Annotated in this window: 12 protein-coding genes and 1 riboswitch; of the genes, 8 read left to right on the top strand and 4 right to left on the bottom strand. The window is 64.8% G+C overall.

Features of this window, described 5'->3' with window-relative positions; all coding sequences use genetic code 11:
- Nucleotides 1–142: 142 nt before the first annotated feature.
- Nucleotides 143–793 (bottom strand): RBBP9/YdeN family alpha/beta hydrolase, encoded by a 651-nt coding sequence (locus I5E68_RS09575; RefSeq protein ID WP_197163236.1) that lies wholly within the window; start codon nucleotides 791–793, stop codon nucleotides 143–145.
- 599 nt (nucleotides 794–1392) lie between these two features.
- On the opposite strand from I5E68_RS09575, the gene I5E68_RS09570 reads away from it, so the two are divergent.
- The 7 genes from I5E68_RS09570 to I5E68_RS09540 all read left to right on the top strand — a co-directional run bounded on the left by I5E68_RS09570 (nucleotide 1393) and on the right by I5E68_RS09540 (nucleotide 7723).
- Nucleotides 1393–3123, top strand: coding sequence for an SLC13 family permease (locus tag I5E68_RS09570; RefSeq protein ID WP_197163234.1), 1731 nt, complete (start codon nucleotides 1393–1395; stop codon nucleotides 3121–3123).
- 62 nt (nucleotides 3124–3185) lie between these two features.
- The gene (locus tag I5E68_RS09565; RefSeq protein ID WP_197163232.1) at nucleotides 3186–3641 is read left to right on the top strand and encodes an RrF2 family transcriptional regulator; all 456 of its coding nucleotides are present in this window, start codon (nucleotides 3186–3188) and stop codon (nucleotides 3639–3641) included.
- A gap of 117 nt (nucleotides 3642–3758) precedes the next feature.
- Entirely contained in the window at nucleotides 3759–4826 is a 1068-nt protein-coding gene (locus I5E68_RS09560) for a sulfate ABC transporter substrate-binding protein (protein ID WP_228726914.1), read from the top strand.
- 10 nt (nucleotides 4827–4836) lie between these two features.
- Nucleotides 4837–5736, top strand: a complete 900-nt coding sequence (gene cysT / locus I5E68_RS09555) for a sulfate ABC transporter permease subunit CysT (RefSeq protein ID WP_197163230.1) — start codon at nucleotides 4837–4839, stop codon at nucleotides 5734–5736.
- The gene (cysW, locus tag I5E68_RS09550; RefSeq protein ID WP_197163228.1) at nucleotides 5733–6560 is read left to right on the top strand and encodes a sulfate ABC transporter permease subunit CysW; all 828 of its coding nucleotides are present in this window, start codon (nucleotides 5733–5735) and stop codon (nucleotides 6558–6560) included. Before cysT ends, cysW begins: the two co-directional genes overlap by 4 nt.
- Nucleotides 6561–7538: a sulfate/molybdate ABC transporter ATP-binding protein gene (locus tag I5E68_RS09545; RefSeq protein ID WP_197163226.1), complete on the top strand. Its 978-nt coding sequence runs from the start codon at nucleotides 6561–6563 to the stop codon at nucleotides 7536–7538. It begins immediately after the preceding gene.
- A complete protein-coding gene (locus I5E68_RS09540) occupies nucleotides 7535–7723 on the top strand; it encodes a YezD family protein (RefSeq protein ID WP_197163224.1) in 189 nt (62 codons plus the stop codon). Before I5E68_RS09545 ends, I5E68_RS09540 begins: the two co-directional genes overlap by 4 nt.
- A gap of 222 nt (nucleotides 7724–7945) precedes the next feature.
- On the opposite strand, the gene I5E68_RS09535 is transcribed toward I5E68_RS09540, so the two are convergent.
- Both I5E68_RS09535 and I5E68_RS09530 read right to left on the bottom strand, forming a co-directional pair.
- On the bottom strand, nucleotides 7946–8608 hold the full coding sequence (locus I5E68_RS09535) for a TenA family protein (RefSeq protein WP_197163222.1): 663 nt from the start codon (nucleotides 8606–8608) through the stop codon (nucleotides 7946–7948).
- A 14-nt stretch (nucleotides 8609–8622) separates the two neighbouring features.
- Nucleotides 8623–10809 (bottom strand): TonB-dependent receptor, encoded by a 2187-nt coding sequence (locus I5E68_RS09530; RefSeq protein ID WP_197163221.1) that lies wholly within the window; start codon nucleotides 10807–10809, stop codon nucleotides 8623–8625.
- A riboswitch (TPP riboswitch) is annotated at nucleotides 10801–10930 on the bottom strand. It overlaps the preceding gene by 9 nt.
- 249 nt (nucleotides 10931–11179) lie before the next feature.
- Between I5E68_RS09530 and I5E68_RS09525 the strand changes: the two genes are divergently transcribed.
- Entirely contained in the window at nucleotides 11180–14527 is a 3348-nt protein-coding gene (locus tag I5E68_RS09525) for a hybrid sensor histidine kinase/response regulator (RefSeq protein WP_197163220.1), read from the top strand.
- Here the strand turns inward: I5E68_RS09525 and I5E68_RS09520 are convergent.
- Nucleotides 14501–15130: a response regulator transcription factor gene (locus tag I5E68_RS09520; protein WP_197163219.1), complete on the bottom strand. Its 630-nt coding sequence runs from the start codon at nucleotides 15128–15130 to the stop codon at nucleotides 14501–14503. The genes I5E68_RS09525 and I5E68_RS09520 overlap by 27 nt on opposite strands.
- Nucleotides 15131–15141: the final 11 nt, after the last annotated feature.

The raw sequence follows: 15141 nt of genomic DNA, 5'->3' as shown, positions 1-15141 counted from the left end.
GCGCCGACGCAGGCGCGGCGGTTTGCCGGACCGGCCCGGATACGCGGATGACGGGATCGGAGGTGGGACAAGGCGGGATATGCACGCGCACTCTCCCGCCTCATTTCAGAAGCGTTGGCTTTCGGTATTATGGGATCGGGCGCTATCGCGGAGCGCGGGTGCCGATTCCTTGTCCTTGCATGGTGGCTACGGCACCCGAGGCAAGCAGGGGTAATGGCGAAGGCGTCACAGCCTCGATCAGACGGCGAACCAGATACTTGCCATAAGGCCAATCGAGCAGGCCCGAATCCGAGTTGATATGCCCCATGGGGCCGGCATCGACGATGCGAGCTCCCCAGATCCGCGCCATCGCCCGGACATGGCCGTAGCTCGCATAGGGATCGTTGCGGCTTCCCACGACCAGCGCGGGGAACGTAAGGCGCTTGCGCGGGACCGGTCCGAATGGCTGCAGTCGATGATCGATCGGTGCATGCTCCACGTCTGGCGGCGCGACCAGAAACGCTGCGGCGACTTGCGATGCCAGGGTCGGCTCACTTGCATTCCACCAGGCTACCGCATGGCAACCCAGCGAATGGGCGACCAGAACGACCGGCCTTCCGGCCGCCGCAATTGCCGCATTGAGACGGCGCACCCAGCTGTCTCTTTCCGGATTGTTCCAGGAGCCGAAATGCACGCGGTGCATGTCGGAGCGCTCGCGCTCCCAGATGGTTTGCCAGTGACCAGGACCGCTGTTGTCGATACCCGGTAACGTGAGCAAGACTGGCTCTGATGGAAGCTTCTCGTTCGTACGCATCGCCGCCTCCTTCACGGCCATGCCGCATGAATGAGCAAGCCTGCGCCAATCGACAGGACGGGCGAGAGTGTCTGCCCCGAATGGAGAGCCACCTGTTCGCTATTGGCCTGACGTGTCCTGAAAGTGCTGTGCATCGCATCGCCTCATTTTGTAGGTTGAGGGGAACACGAGGCCTGGCGTTGTCGCCCGAGCATCGCGCGCTTTAGCTGTTGGTTACGCGGAGCAAGCTGCATCCCGATCAAATGCCGCGGGCCGGAACCAATTCTGCAAGGCGGACCGGCCAGCCGCCTCGTTACGAATCAATCTCTATCAATCTAGTAGGGATAAGGTCAAGCCACTTCTGGCGTTTTCTTCAGACCGATCCCACAAAGCCCGCGTTTGATCCGCGATACGTGCCACCTCTGCGGCAGAACGTGTGCAATTCCATCGACACACATTTGACCCGCCCCGAGTGACAGAAACTGCGTTGCCGGGGGAGAACAAGGCCCTCGCGCGGTATCGTGGCAATAGCCCATCAAATTTATCAGGATAAGACGGGTTTTGCTTGCCAGCCATGCACGTCAAGAGCTAGCGCGATCACATCACGTGGGTGTTAAGACATGACCTTTTCACAATGGGCAATTCTCGGCATCCTCGCAGCGATGGTCGTCAGCTATGCGCTCGAACGCTTCCGCGTCGAACTGATCGCCATGGCCGGCCTTGCCGTAGCTTTCGCACTGGGACTGGTACCGGTTCAGTCTGTTTTCAGCGGCTTTGGCAATTCTGCGGTCATCACCGTTGCGGAAATTCTGCTCGTGGTGGCCGCACTCGCGCAATCCCGTGTGATCGACAGCTTTGCGCGCCGCATCGTTTCCAGGGCCTACGGCGAGATGGCGATACTCGCGATACTTTGCACCCTCGCCGCGGCGACTTCTGCGGTCATGAACAACATCGGCGCACTGGCACTCTTCTTTCCAGTGACTCTCTCGGTCTGTGCCCGGCTCGGCATTCCACCTGCACGCATGCTCATGCCACTGTCCTTCGCGACCTTGCTGGGCGGTACCTGCTCGCTGACCGGGACACCCGCGAACCTCGTGGTGAACGAGTGGATGGTCTCGCAAACAGGCGCCGGCATGGGCTTCTTCGGCCTTGCAAGGATCGGCCTCCCTGTGGTGCTCGTCGGGCTTGCATGGCTCGCTTTCGCGGGTCCGCGCATGCTGCGAGCACTGGCTGGCCCCTCGCCGGTCACCGAGGCCGGCCCTGCCAGCTTCCTCGTCGAAGTGCAGGTTCCTCGGGGATCGTCAGTAGCAGGCCTGCACCTGCCCGAGGTCGAGGCGCGCCACGAAATCCACGTCCATGGTGTTGTGCGAAACGGCGCCCACGTATTCGCTCGCCGCACGGACATCGTGCTGACCAGCGATGACATGTTGCTGATCGAAGCGGACTTCGCACTGGTCGAGCAACTCTGCGCACAAGGCGCACTCAAGCTCGGCGGTCCGGCTCTTGCCCGCGAACGCAGCGAGGCCGTGGTCATGCCGGACAGTTTCCTGTTGGGCTCCCGGATCGGTGACGTTGGTCTTTTCGCCGAACAGGCGGTACGCGTCGTCGGTCTTGCCAGTCGCCGCCACCGCGTCGAGGGCCGCTTTGCCGACCTTCAGATCGGTCTTGGCGACGTCCTCATCCTCGAAGGCGATCGCGACGCCTTGCGTACAACGCTTGCCGAAGGCGCGCTCCTGCCGCTCTCGCGCCATCGCCCTCCCCGCCTCAACGTGCGGGCTGCGACAGGGGTTATCATCTTCGCTGCTGGCGTGCTGGCTTCGGCGCTGGAACTCGTGCCCACGGAGATCGCCTTTGGCGCAGTGGTCTTGCTTCTCGCCGCCACGCGCTGCCTGAACCTGCGCGCCGCTCTGCAGGAATTGAACTGGCCGATCGTGATATTGCTGGCCTGCATGATCCCGCTCGGCGTGGCCGTCCAGGAGACCGGCGCGGCAAGGGTCATCGCCAACGCCATCGTTGCCTGGCTTCCCGAAAGCCAGCCACTCGGCGTAGTCGCGCTAGTCCTTTTCATGGCTATCGCGATTACGCCTTTCATCGACAACGTTTCCACCGCCGTCGTCCTCAGTCCGATCGCAGCAGGCATCTCCGCGCGTACGGGGGTCGCCATCGAACCCTTGCTGATGGCCGTCGCGATTGGAACCTCGCTCGATTTCCTCACACCCTTCGGCCACCACAACAATGCCGTGGTCATGGGGGCCGGCGGGTACAGGTTCCGCGATTTCCCCCGCTTCGGCACGCCGTTGCTCGTCCTGAGCTTTCTCGTCGCGCTGCTTGCGCTGGGAACCATGGTCTAGTTGAATTGCGCGCCGCGACGCCGTAAATGTCCAGTTCTGCAATAGGGAAGCAAGCGTAGGTCATGATCTCGAACAAAGCCAAATACGCCCTGCGCGCGCTTCTCGCGGTTGCCGCCCGGCCTGAGGGCGAGGCCCTGACCAGCACCGAGATCGCGCGGACGCATGCCATTCCGCACAAGTTTCTCGAGCAGATCCTGCTCGACCTCAAGAAATCGGGCATCCTCGAGAGCCGACGCGGCAAGGCCGGAGGCTATGTCATGCTACGTCCGGCGGATACGATCAGCTTCGGCGAAGTCCTGCGGATCTTCGACGGTCCGCTGGCCCCGTTGCCGTGCCTGTCACGCAATGCCTATCGCCGGTGCGAGGATTGCGAGAACGAGGCGCGCTGCCTGATCCGCCGCGAACTGGCACGCTCCTACGAGGCAAGCCGCCAAGTCCTTGAATCGCGGACCATCGCCGATGCCCTTCGCGACGGACAGGACCCTGCGTTCGCCGCACCGGAACGCCGTGCCGGCTGAGCCATTCACTTTCGCAGCTTTACAATCCCCACTTCTCCGATAGGATTAATGCGGTAACGAGTCGCCCTCGCTTTTCCGTCCACGCGGGCGGAGGGAAGGCCATCAGGAGACCGCACCATGACACCTGCCCCCGGCATGACCACTCGCTTGCGCGCCTGGCGCGCGGCGACCCTGCTTCTGGCTCCGCTGCTTCTCTCGGCCTGCACCCAATCGGGCAGTGACGAACCCGGCAAGGCGATCGAGCTGCTGAACGTCTCCTACGACCCGACCCGCGAGCTATATGATGAACTGAACCCGCATTTCAGGACCCGGTGGAAGGAGCAGACAGGGCAGGACGTCACGATACGCATGAGCCATGGCGGGTCGGGCAAGCAGGCTCGCGCGGTCATCGACGGCCTCGCGGCGGACGTGGTCACCCTCGCGCTGGCCTACGATGTCGACGCAATCGCACAGCGCGCACCGGGCAAGCTGCCCGAAGACTGGCAGGCGCGCCTGCCGCACAACAGCGCGCCCTACGCCTCGACCATCGTGTTCCTCGTACGCAAGGGCAATCCCAAGGGCATCCACGATTGGGCCGACCTCGTGAAGCCCGGCGTCGCCGTCATTACCCCCAATCCGAAGACGAGCGGCGGGGCGCGCTGGAATTTCCTTGCCGCCTGGGCTTATGGTCGGGCAGCCTCGGAAGGCTCCGACGACGGGGCGCGGGACTTCGTGACCCGTCTCTATCGCAACGTGCCTGTTCTCGACAGCGGGGCCCGCGGGGCCACGACCACTTTCGTCGAGCGCGGCATCGGCGACGTGCTGCTTGCATGGGAGAATGAAGCCTATCTAGCGCGCGAGGAACTGGGCGCGGGGCGCTTCGACATCGTCACCCCCTCCTTGTCGATCCTCGCCGAGCCACCCGTTACGGTGATCGACGGCAACGCGCGCCGGCACGGAACAGCAAAGGTGGCGAAGGCCTATCTCGAATACCTCTACACCCCCGAGGCTCAGGAGATCATCGCGCGCAACCACTATCGGCCCATAGACGAGACCATTGCCGAGAAATACGCGGCGCAATTTCCCACGCTCAATCTCGTCACGATAAACGGTGCATTCGGCGGCTGGACGAAGGCGCAGAAGCAGTTTTTCAGCGATGGCGGCGTCTTCGATCGCATCTACGCCCAGCCGCACGGCGGCCGGTAGTGCGATGGACATGATCACCTCCGCTGTGCTCGACTTTAACGCGGAGCCTGCACCCGGGCGAACCGATAATGCCGGACCGCGAAAATATCGCCGGCGCACTTCGGTATTGCCGGGCTTCGGGCTGACCATGGGCCTCACCCTGACTTGGCTATGCCTGATCGTGCTCATCCCGCTGAGCACTGTTTTCGTCGCGAGTCATGCAATGGGTTGGGAGGGCTTTGTGCGCGTCGCCTTCTCGGAGCGTGCGCTCGCAACCTATCGGATCAGCTTTGCGACTTCGTTCGTTGCGGCCACGGTCAACGCCCTGTTCGGCATGCTCACCGCCTGGGTGCTCGTGCGCTATGCATTTCCGGGGCGCAGGATCGTCAACGCGCTGGTCGATCTTCCTTTCGCGCTTCCCACTGCCGTTGCCGGTATCGCACTGACCGCGATCTACGCAGGCAATGGCTGGATCGGGCAGTTCGCAGAGCCGCTCGGCCTCTCGCTAGCTTACAACCCGGCGGGGATCACACTCGCGCTGATCTTTATCGGACTGCCCTTCATCGTGCGCGCGGTCGAGCCTGTTCTCGAAGACTTCGACCGCGAAATCGAGGAAGCCGCGCTTACGCTCGGCGCCCGTCCCGCGCAGGTCTTTCTGCGTATTATCCTTCCCGAGCTCATGCCCGCGCTTCTGACCGGCTTCGCTCTCGCCTTCGCCCGCGGGCTCGGAGAATACGGCTCGGTCATCTTCATCGCGGGGAACATGCCGTTCAAGTCGGAAATCGCCCCCTTGCTGATCGTAACGCATCTCGAGCAGTACGACTATGCCGGCGCGAGCGCTATTGCCACCGTCATGCTGGTGGCTGCCTTTGCCATGCTCCTGGTCATCAATCTCATCCAGGCCTGGAGCCGGCGCAGGAGCATGCGATGAGCCCGCGCCCTCTTCCAACGAACGCGAAACTGCTCGTCCTCGCCACGCTCGCCTTCCTCGCAGTGTTCCTGCTGCTTCCGCTGGTCATCGTCTTCGTCGAGGCGTTCGGGCACGGGCTCGCGGCCTATACTGCAGCACTCGTCGAACCCGATGCACTGAGCGCGATGCGCCTGACCCTCACGGTCGCCGCAATCGCCGTGCCGGTAAACGTTGTTTTCGGCCTGTTTGCATCCTGGGCGATCGCCAAGTTCGATTTTCGCGGACGCAGTCTGCTGATCACCTTCATCGACCTTCCCTTCTCGGTCTCGCCTGTGGTTGCCGGACTCGTCTATGTGCTGCTGTTCGGCGCGCAGGGTTGGCTCGGCCCCTGGCTGGATAGCCACGACATCCAGATTGTCTTCGCGGTGCCCGGGATCATTCTCGCGACGGTTTTCGTGACTTTTCCCTTCGTCGCGCGCGAACTGATCCCGCTGATGCTCGAACAGGGGCGCGATGACGAGGAGGCAGCGCTCTCGCTTGGCGCGTCCGGCCTGCAGACCTTCCTGCGCGTGACCTTGCCCAACGTGCGCTGGGGCCTGCTCTACGGTGTACTCTTGTGCAATGCGCGTGCGATGGGAGAGTTTGGCGCAGTCTCGGTCGTCTCCGGACACTTGCGCGGACTGACCAATACGATGCCCCTGCACGTCGAGATTCTCTATAACGAATACAACTTCGTCGCCGCCTTCGCGGTCGCCTCTCTGCTGGCTGGCCTTGCCCTCGTCACGCTTGTCCTCAAGACCCTGGTCGAGGCGCGCTTCCAGCATCACTCACGAAGGAACGCCTGAATGATCGAACTTTCCGGCATCACCCAAAGCTATGGGGGCCAGAGCGTCCTCAAGAACATCGATCTGACCGTGCGCGACGGCGAGTTCCTCGCGCTGCTGGGCCCGTCGGGCTCGGGCAAGACGACTTTGCTGCGCATCATCGCCGGGCTGGCGTTTCCAGAGAGCGGCTCGGTACGCTTCAACGGGGAGGACGTCACCGACCTGAAAGTGGCCCAACGCAAGGTCGGCTTCGTCTTCCAGCACTACGCGCTCTTCAAGCACATGACGATTGTCGACAATGTGGGTTTCGGTCTTGCGGTGCGTGCGCGTCGCGAGCGCCCCTCACGCACCGCCATCAGGAAACGCGCTGAAGACCTGCTGGACCTCGTCCAGCTGGGCGGGCTTGGTGCACGCTATCCTGCCCAGCTTTCAGGCGGCCAACGCCAGCGCGTCGCCCTCGCTCGCGCTCTCGCAACCGAGCCGCAGTTGCTCCTGCTCGACGAACCCTTCGGCGCGCTCGACACCCAAGTGCGCAAGACCCTGCGGCGCTGGCTCGGCGAACTTCACAAGCAGATGGGCCTTACCACGATCTTCGTGACCCACGACCAAGAAGAAGCATTGGAACTGGCTGACCGGGTCGTGGTCATGGATGAAGGCAAGATCGAACAGACCGGCTCGCCGGAAGAGATTTACATGGCCCCTGCCAGTCCCTTCGTGGCCCGCTTCGTCGGAGAGAGCACGCGCCTGCCCGGCGGTCGCCTCGTTCGTCCGCATGACATCGAGATTGAGGAGGAAGGAAGTCTGGGTCATCCGGTCAGGGTTGCCAATGTCTTCCGCAAGGGAGGCTTCTGGAGGGTCGAAGCCCATAGCGAAGACCTTCCAGAGCTCATCGAACTCGATGCCGACGGTCGTCACGCACCGCCCTCTGCGGGTGATACGATCCGTATCCGCCCTCGCTGCCTTCACCTTGTCGACGGATCGGAAAGGAAAACGACATGACGTCCTCGCGTAACTCTCGCCCGGCAACGCTGGACGATGCAGAGAAGTCGCTCGACCTCAGCCTTGCGACCGTGCGCACGGCGCTCAGCGACCTCAAGTTTGGGAGTGTATCGCTGACCGTCCATGAAGGGCGAGTGGTGCAGATCGACGTGACCGAAAAAAGGCGGATCTCGTCCGGTCACTGAAATGACCTTGTCAGGCGCAGGGGCAAGGAATGCAAAACACCGATCCGATGTCTCTCGGCCACGACGCCAGTTCTGTCCGGCTTTAGGGTGTCCTCAGTCAGCTGGTGCAAGAACGCCCGAAATCGAGATGTTTTGCACTGTCCTTGAGAGGTCACCCTACCCGGCAATTTTGCCATTCTGTCCGCCAACCTCCGGTTCAAGACGAAGGCGGGAAGTGGCGTCTCAGACCGGCCAGGTCTCGCGCCGGTAGGCCGAATCCCAGAACATCCACTCGTAGCGCGTGGCGTTGCGGAAGGCGGTGGCCATGGCCGCGCGGGTTGCCGGGGTAGCGCTGGCGGCGGCCTCGTCGACCAGTGCGCGAACACGTGCGGTCGCCTCGCCGAAGCCGGGATCGGCGTAAGTGTCGATCCATGGCGCATAGGGATTGGGCGAGGTGGCGCGCGGCTTGATGTCGCAGCCGACCTCCCAGTAGACCCAGAAGCACGGCAGGATCCCCGCGATCAGTTCCTCGTAGCTGCGCGTCGCGGCAAGGCTCAGAAGGTAGCTGGTATAGCCCAGGCACACCGGCGTCGGCTCGGCCTGCTGCGCCATTTCAGGGGTGACCTCGAACTTGGCGAAGAACGCCTGGTGCAGCGCCTGTTCGACCTGCACCGCGACCTTGGCGCCGTCGGAGAATTCGAGCCGTCCCGCAGCCGTGGGCGCGCGCGCCGAGGCGATTGCCAGCGCGCGGGCATACTCGGCGAGATAGAGGCTGTCCTGCAGCATGTAGTGCCGGAAGCTCTCGGGCGCGAGCGAACCATCGGCCAGTTCGGCGAGGAAGGGCTGGTCGAGGATCGCGCGGCGCAGCGGCGCGAGCTCCTGCCAGATCGTGTCGCAAAAGCTCATGGGCTGGTCCTTCATCAGAAGCGGCGCGTGGCACCGAGGCCGAACTGGCGGCCGGTGTTGATCGTGAAGCTGTCGTAGGGGCCGTCGGGGCCCAGGCCAAGGAGCAGTGGCAACTGCTGCTGACCGAAGGCGGAAATCGCCCAGCGCTTGTCGAACAGGTTCTTCGCCCAGACCTCGAGGCTCCAGGCACCCAGATCCACGCCGATCCTGCCATCCACCGAGGCATAGCCGGGCGTGTGCAGGATATTGTCGATTTCGAAGTCCACGCGCGAGACGTAAGCGACGCTCAGGCGCGCGTCGATCAGCGCCGGTCCGGCATCGCCCTGCCACCCGATGCCGCCGTTCAGCGTCCAGTCGGGGGCGTTGGGGGTGCGATTGCCGGTGAGGTCGAGCACGTCGGGCTCGCCAGGTTCGGGCGTCGGGTTGGGCGTGGTGTAGCGGCCGACGCGGCTATGCGTCCAGGCCGCGCCGCCATCGAGGCTGAAGCCGAGGCCGAGATCGGCCTGCGCCGATGCCTCGAGCCCGTGGACGTTCACTTCGGGTACCGAAAGCACCACCGAATTGCCCAGGAACACGGTGTTCTGGAAATTGCTGTAGTCGGTCACGAAGCCCGCCATCGCGAGGCGCACGCGGCCATCGACGAGGCGGCCCTTGACGCCTGCTTCGAGCGACTTGACCGTTTCGGCGGCAAAGTTCGCGCTCCATACGTCCGAGGCGCCGGGCAGCGGGTTGAAGCCGCCCGACTTGAAACCCACGCTGCCGGTGACGTAGCCGGTGAAGTCCTGCGAGGGGTGCCAGGCGAGCGAGATCTTGGGCTGCCACTTGTCGAAGGTCTGCGCGCGGCGGGCGTAGATCGTCGCGCTGTCGGCGCCGACCGTGTCTTCCTTGCGCCGGTCGCGGTCGTAGCGCAGGCCCAGCGTCGCCTCGATCGTCGGCAGCACGTCGTAGCTGACCTGCGCGAAGAGCCCGATCTGGTTCGAGCGGGTCTCTGCGCGCTGCGCCTCGGCGCCGAACAGGAGCGGACCGAATTCGTCGGTGCGGTCACGCTCGAGGCGCTGGAAGAAGAAGCCCGCGTGCCAGCGCAGCGGTCCGGCCCCGCGCGAGGTCAGGCGCATTTCGCTGGTCCATGCCTCGATGTCGACCGGCTGCGAGATGGGCTGGATGCCATCCGGGAACAGCGCAAGGCCGTCCAGTGTGACGGGCGTGTCGTGGCGGAAGTCGAGCTCTTCCGAGAAGTCCTTGTGGTAGTTGTCGTAACCGCCTGACCAGCTGAGCATCAGCGCATCGCCCAGTTCCTGTTCGAAGGTCGCTTGCGCGCCCCACCATTCGCGCGCGAAGCGGCCCTCGAAGTCGCCCTGGGGATCGGTCAGGATCGTGCCCGAGAGGCGACCCCCGTTGCGTCCGGTGACGTTCTCCGACGAGATGTAGGCCGCGCCTCCTTCCTCGTTAGCCCAAGCGAGGCGCAGCTTCAGCGTGCTCGTCTCCGAGGTCTCGATCCTCGCCTTGAGGCGCAGGTTGCGGCTGATGAAGCCGTCGACCTTCTTGTCGAGGTAGCTGTTGCGGATGAAGCCGTCTGAGTTGCGGTAGGAACCCGCGAGGCGCAGCTGGACGCGCTCGGAGACAGGCGCGTTGACCACGCCGTCCGCGGTCCAGGTGAAGCCGTTGCCGATGCCGATCGAGGCCATGCCGCCCGCCTCGTCGGTGGGATCGTTGGTGGCGATGTCGACCGCGCCTCCCGAGGCCGAGCGACCGAAGAGCGCGCCTTGCGGACCTTTCAGGATCTCGACGCGGGCAACGTCGTAAGTGTGTAGCGTGAACAGCTCGGAATCGGCGAGGGCCAGTCCGTCGACGACATAGGCGATCGAGGGCGACTGGTTGCGGTTGGTCGAGACGCCGCGCACCGTGATCATGTTGGTGCCCGGGTCCTGATCGTTGATCATGAACACGCCCGGGGTCTGGGCTATGAAGTCGTCGACGGTCGTCAGTCTGCGGCGCGCGATGTCGTCCTGCGTGAACACGGTCACGGTGTCGGGCACCGCGATCTGTGCTTCGGGACGGCCGCGCGCGGTGACAATGATCGGGTCCTCACCGGCTGCTTCAGCGGCCCGGACGGCAGTGGGCAAGCCCACCGAGAGGCCGGCGCAAAGCACCGCGAAAATGACAGGTGTACGTGCGATATGGAGTGCGGCTTTTCGTCGCATGGTCCCTATTCCTCCGCCGGCATGAACCGGATCAGGTTCGCGGGTTTGCGGACTCGACACTGGATTGTGCCGCGATGCGCCTCTCAGCCCTGACAGCGCCAGGACACCCCGTGGGTTGATGATGCAAGCGCGCTTAGGAAAACGCCGGGCCAGCGTCAATCGCAGCGGCATAGCATATCGCGCTGGCGCCCAGGGGCTGCCGATTGGGGGAAGATTGGCTGGGCCCGAGGTGGACAGGTGCTAGGCATTTTACACAGTTAGACGTAGGACTGGCCTGCGAGAGAGAGGGCAATGCTAGAATGGGCGCCGTGGTCACGAGGCGACAAAGTCACCGGAACGTAGTTTCGGGCAGGAACGGGGGCGGGCACGGATGAGCCTTCTCACCGCGATTGTTGCCGTTCTGGCTTTCGGGCTGTGCCTGTTTGCCGTCGCGGCCTGGGTCGAGCAGCGCAAGACCGCGTTCTCGCCACAACGTCGCCACCGTGCCTATACGCTCGCCCTTGCCGTCTATTGTACCAGCTGGACCTTCTATGGTTCGACCGGGACCGCCGTGCGCGCGGGATGGGGATATCTGCCGATCTACCTCGGGCCGATCCTGCTGTTGCTGCTCGCCCCGCGCTTCCTGCGCAAGCTGGCCGAAGCGGTGGCACAGGAACGCGCGACAACGGTCTCCGACTTCATCGCCGCGCGCTTTGGTCACGATGTCTGGGTGGCGCGGCTGGTCACGATCATCGCGCTCACGGGCACAATTCCCTATCTGGCCTTGCAGTTGCGCTCGATCGGCAATGCCCTCGCGATCGTTTCGCAAAGTGCTGTCGATGGCACTGCGATGATCGCTGCTGCGGCAATCCTGGCGCTGTTTGCGGTTCTGTTCGGTGCGCGCCGGTTCGAGCTGGCGGGGCGCAGCGAAGGGCTGCTCTATGCCGTGGCGCTCGATTCGCTGGTCAAGCTGGCCGCCCTCGCGGTAGTGGCCGTCCTTGCCATGGCCCTGCTCTTCGCAGCGCCGCCTGCCAGCCTTGCCCAGGGGATGCAGGCCTTTGCCGGTCAGTTCGCGCCGCAGAACCTCACCCTCGAGGTGGCCGTGATCCTGCTGGTCTCGGTCTTCGCCATCGTCGCGCTTCCGCGCCAGTTCTACATGGGATTGGTCGAAGCACGCTCGCAGGATGACCTGCCGCGCGCACGCAAGGGCCTCGCGCTCTATCTCGTCGCCATCGTCGCGCTGATCGTCCCGATTGCACTGGCTGGCCAGACCTTGCTTCCGGGCGGCACCGACCCCGATCTCTACGTACTGCGCCTCCCCGGATGGGCCGGCTCGGACATTGCGCTGGCAGCCGCCCTGCTCGGCGGTATCGGCGCGGCCGCGTCGATGGCCATCGTCGACACCACCGCGCTGGCGACGATGGTCTCGAACGACCTGTTCGCCGGGGCCGTGCTGCGCGTCAAAACCGGCCCCGGTGCCGGCGAGATCGGGCGGCGGATGCTGGCGATGCGCCGGTTCTCCATCGTGGGCATCATGGCGCTGGCCTTGAGCTTCGCACTGCTGATCCGGCACGACCAGTCGCTCGCCTCGATGGGGCTGGTTGCCTTTGCGGCCATGGCGCAGTTCACGCCCCACCTCGTGCTTGCGGCAACCGGCACCGGCCGCGATCCGCTTGCCGCGCGGGTGAGCCTTGCGCTCGGCCTTGGACTCTGGGCCTACACCCTCGCGCTTCCCCCAATTCTTCCTGCAGACTGGTTGGCGAGCCTGGTTGGAAGTACGCTCGACCCCAACCGCCTGTTCGGGGTCGGGCAGACGACGCCCTTCGTTCATGGCGTCAGCTGGAGCCTTGGCCTCAACCTTGCCCTCTACGCGGTGTTCGCCGCGCGCAAGATGCCCGCACCTGGCCTGCCGCGCCTCTTCGCCACGTCTCGCCGCGTCACCAATCTGGGCGAGCTGCAGCAATTCGTTGCCAGTTTCGTGGGGCAGGAACGCGCACTCCTCGAGTTTCCGCCCGCGCACCATGCCGAGCTTGTCGACAGGGCCTCGGCCCAGCGCGCGCAGGCTCTGGTTGCCAGCGTCGTCGGGGCTTCTTCGGCGCGCATGCTGGTCGCCTCTGCGCTGGCAAGTGGCCGCATGGACCTGACCGACGTCACCCGCCTGCTCGACGAGGGCGGCCAGTCGCTGCGCTTCTCGCGCCAGTTGCTCGCCGCGACTTTCGAGAACATCGACGCCGGTATCAGCGTTGTCGATGCCGAGCTCAACCTCATCGCCTGGAACGCGCGCTACGAGCAGATACTCGCCTATCCACCGGGGCTCCTGCGCGTGGGCATTCCGATCGAGCAGCTCATCCGCCACAATGCCCTGCGCGGAGATTTCGGCTGCGACGACATCGAGGCTAGTATCGCCCGGCGCCTCGAGCACTTGCGCGCACGGCAGGACCACAGCTTCGAGCGCCGCCGCGAGGACGGGCGCGTGATCAAGACGGTGGGCGGCCCGATGCCCGGCGGCGGTTACGTCATGTCGTTTACCGACGTGACCGGAGAGGCACATGCCCGCGAAGAACTCGAGCGTACCCTCGCCCAGCTCGAGCAGCGCGTCGAGGAGCGCACCAGCGAACTGCGCGAAGCCAACCGCCTGCTCGCCGCGGCCACGCGCGACAAGACCCGCTTTCTGGCAGCGGCAAGCCACGACCTGCTCCAGCCGCTTCACGCAGCACGCCTGTTTTCCGCAGCCCTTGCGCGCAGCGCACCCGAGGCGGAAAAGGCCCTCATCGCGCGCGTCGACAATGCCATCGTGGCCGCCGAGGAACTGCTGCGCGCATTGCTCGACATCTCGCGTATCGACGCGGGCGGCGTGACCCCCGAGCCCGAGCCGGTCGATCTCGCCCCGTTCCTTTCCGACATGGCCGAAAGCTTCCGCCCCAGCGCCGAGGCCAAGGGACTGCGACTGCACATCGGCCCGGTCCGCGGGTGGGTCGAGACCGATCCGGGGCTGTTGCGTTCGGTCATGCAGAATTTCCTCTCCAACGCCCTGCGCTACACCCGCGAGGGCGGGGTCGTCGTCGGCGTCCGGCGACGCGGCGACTGGCTGCGCATCGACGTGGTCGATACCGGCGTCGGCTTCGATGAAAGCCAGGCGCAGGAGATATTCGGAGAATTCACGCGTCTTGGCAGCGTGGATGCCGAAGGCCTCGGCCTCGGTCTTGCCCTCGTCGAGCGGATCGTGCGCCTGCTGGGCGGACGGATCGAAGTCTCCTCCAACGCAGGGCGCGGATCACGCTTCAGCCTGCTCCTGCCCGAACTGCACGCGGTCCCCCGACGAGACGCGAAGCCGGGCCGGTTACCCGTCTCCGGACCGATTGAACCACGCGCCCTCACCATCCTCGTGGTCGACAACGACAGCCGTATCGTCGAGGCGACGGCGGCGCTGGTCGAGCGTATGGGCCATACCGCGCTCGGCGAAAACGATATCGAGGGTGCGCTCGCCCACGCCGCCATCGTCGACGCGGTGCTTGCGGATTTCAGGCTCGATGACGGTGAGGACGGGATTGCGCTCATTAAGGCCCTGCGCAATCAGCGCCCCGACCTGCCGGCGGCGATCCTCACGGCAGAGCCGCTCGCACAGATACGTCCCCTCACCGATCCGCTGGGCATTCGCGCCTATGCGAAACCGGTCGCACCCGAGGTGATCGAGGCCTTCCTCGCCTCGGTTTCAGTGCTGGAGGTGGAGCCCCATTGAGCGCGCGACCAGCGCCGCCTGGGTACGGTTGGTGACGTCGAGCTTGCGCATGATCGCGGTCATGTGCGCCTTGATCGTGGCCTCGCTGACGCCCAGTTCGTGCGCGATCTGCTTGTTGAGCTGGCCGTCGAGCACCGCGAGCAGGACCTTGGTCTGGGTCGGGGTGAGGTCTGCGACACGCCCATGATCGGGTTGGTCTGCCTCCGCGCAGGTACCGCTCTCGATACGCCTGCTGCCACCGAGCGCCGAGGCGACCGCAGCCTCGATTACTTCGAGATCGCTGTCCTTGCGCAGGAAGCCGACCGCGCCGAAACTCCTCGCCTCCTCTGCGGCGGATGCGCCCTCGGCGCTCGATACGACGAGGATCGGCACCGCGGGCTTTTCGGCATGAAGCAGGGCAATGCCCGAGAAACCGACGGCACCGGGCATCTTGAGATCGAGCAACACAAGGGCTGGCTCGTCTGCCTGAGACAGCGCCTGCACCGCGCCGGCCAGCGTGCCCGCCTCGATCACCCGTGCATCCGGCGCCACCCGCTCGACCGCGAGCGAGAGCGCCTGGCGGTAGAGCGGGTGGTCGTCGGCAATGATGATCGTGCGCGGCATATTTCTCTGGA

This window comes from Novosphingobium aureum (genome assembly GCF_015865035.1).
GTDB classification, from domain to species: domain Bacteria; phylum Pseudomonadota; class Alphaproteobacteria; order Sphingomonadales; family Sphingomonadaceae; genus Novosphingobium; species Novosphingobium aureum.
Note: the sequence above shows the minus strand (reverse complement) of the source record. Positions and strands in the feature narration are given on the sequence as shown.